The 2205-nt window shown below is 34.1% G+C and carries 1 protein-coding gene; it reads right to left on the minus strand.

What is annotated here, in order from left to right:
* Positions 1-352 precede the first annotated feature (352 nt).
* Positions 353-1615 (minus strand): MobV family relaxase, encoded by a 1263-nt coding sequence (gene mobV, locus KA900_RS14470; RefSeq protein ID WP_000119405.1) that lies wholly within the window; start codon positions 1613-1615, stop codon positions 353-355.
* Positions 1616-2205: the final 590 nt, after the last annotated feature.

Consider the following 2205-nt stretch of genomic DNA (forward strand, 5'->3'; position numbering starts at 1 on the left):
CTACATTTGCCATTTTCTTTTCTCGCCAAGGTCTTATTTTTCCACTTTTTGTTTTGTCGATTAGTACACTTGATTTTTCATCTGAATTAATGCTATTATTATTGTACATAATTAATACAGAAACCCCCTATGTAAATTTGTTTTTGTGTGGTAACTTAAACAATAACATAGGGTATTTTTCTGTGCAAGGATTTTTAAAGGTACATTAACCTTATAAAGCCAATCACACCAACACTTTAAACGCGATGTAAACTATAAAATAAAAATGACGTTATTTCTATATGTATCAAGATAAGAAAGAACAAGTTCAAAACCATCAAAAAAAGACACCTTTTCAGGTGCTTTTTTTATTTTATAAACTCATTCCCTGATCTCGACTTCGTTCTTTTTTTACCTCTCGGTTATGAGTTAGTTCAAATTCGTTCTTTTTAGGTTCTAAATCGTGTTTTTCTTGGAATTGTGCTGTTTTATCCTTTACCTTGTCTACAAACCCCTTAAAAACGTTTTTAAAGGCTTTTAAGCCGTCTGTACGTTCCTTAAGGAATTCCTTAGTGCTTTCATAGATTAAACTCACATCACGCTTTAAATCGCTTATTTTAGACTTTAAAGACTTGTTTTCTTCAAGCAACTCATTATAATCATTTACATTTTCATTAAATCGCTCTACAAGACCACTATATTTTTCTTTAACTTGCCCATGTTCTTTACTTAATTTTTTATATTCTCTCGCCATATCAGTACTCATGAGATTTCTAACATGCTGTTTTAACCTATCGTTATCTCTCGCAGCAGTCACTAAGTTTTTATAATCACGCTCCGATATAACAACATTTTTGGTTGGTTTCTTTTCTGTTTTCATTATTTCTTTTCCCAAACCAAACATGGACTTTTCACCCGTTGGCACTTCAACACTTTTCATGTGTCGTTTCGCTGGTACTTCTAAATCTGATTTAACTTTATCGCTATAAGCAGTCCATTCATCTTTTTTAACTGCTAAATTTTTTTCTAGAAAATCAATCTCTTTTTCCAAAGTTTGTTTTTTAAATTTAGCTGTCTCAATATGTTTACGGTCAGAGCCACGTTCACCACGCTTCAACTCAAAACCCTGTTTTTTCATATGCTCGGGGAATTTATCTTGTAGCCATAACAGTTCTTGACGATTAAACACATTTTTTCCTTGCAGTTTTCCATCACGCATAGGCACAACACCTAAATGCATGTGAGGGGTTTGCTCATCATTATGAACTGTTGCATAAGCAATATTTTGCTTGCCATATCGTTCGGAAAATAATTTATAACTTTCCTCAAAAAATCGTTTTTGTTCTCCTGGATCCAGTTGCTCAAAAAAATCTCGGTCAGATGTTACTAGCAACTCATTTACAAGAACAGCATCTTTCCTCGTTTTTCTTGTACCTGTTTTTTGTGATTCAATAATTTCTTTGACACGTTCGTTGTAATCAATATTTTTATCATTTTTCAAATCATAATTTTCACGTGTTCGCTCATGGTCAATATCATCATTCGTTCTACTTTTTCGCTCTCTTTGATTATGAAATTGCATGCCTTTTAGTCCAGCTGATTTCACTTTTTGCATTCTACAAACTGCATAACTCATATGTAAATCGCTCCTTTTTAGGTGGCACAAATGTGAGGCATTTTCGCTCTTTCCGGCAACCACTTCCAAGTAAAGTATAACACACTATACTTTATATTCATAAAGTGTGTGCTCTGCGAGGCTGTCGGCAGTGCCGACCAAAACCATAAAACCTTTAAGACCTTTCTTTTTTTTACGAGAAAAAAGAAACAAAAAAACCTGCCCTCTGCCACCTCAGCAAAGGGGGGTTTTGCTCTCGTGCTCGTTTAAAAATCAGCAAGGGACAGGTAGTATTTTTTGAGAAGATCACTCAAAAAATCTCCACCTTTAAACCCTTGCCAATTTTTATTTTGTCCGTTTTGTCTAGCTTACCGAAAGCCAGACTCAGCAAGAATAAAATTTTTATTGTCTTTCGGTTTTCTAGTGTAACGGACAAAACCACTCAAAATAAAAAAGATACAAGAGAGGTCTCTCGTATCTTTTATTCAGCAATCGCGCCCGATTGCTGAACAGATTAATAATAGATTTTAGCTTTTTATTAGTTGAAAAAAGCTAATCAAATTGTTGTCGTGATCAATTACTGCAAAGTCTCGTTCATCCCACCACTGATC

The sequence above is a fragment of the Staphylococcus sp. GDY8P120P genome (genome assembly GCF_017892065.1).
GTDB lineage: Bacteria > Bacillota > Bacilli > Staphylococcales > Staphylococcaceae > Staphylococcus > Staphylococcus nepalensis.

What these genes read in the sequence shown, in the direction of transcription:
- mobV (WP_000119405.1), bottom strand. Translation starts at nt 1,615, where the DNA reads ATGAGTTATGCAGTTTGTAGAATGCAAAAAGTGAAATCAGCTGGACTA.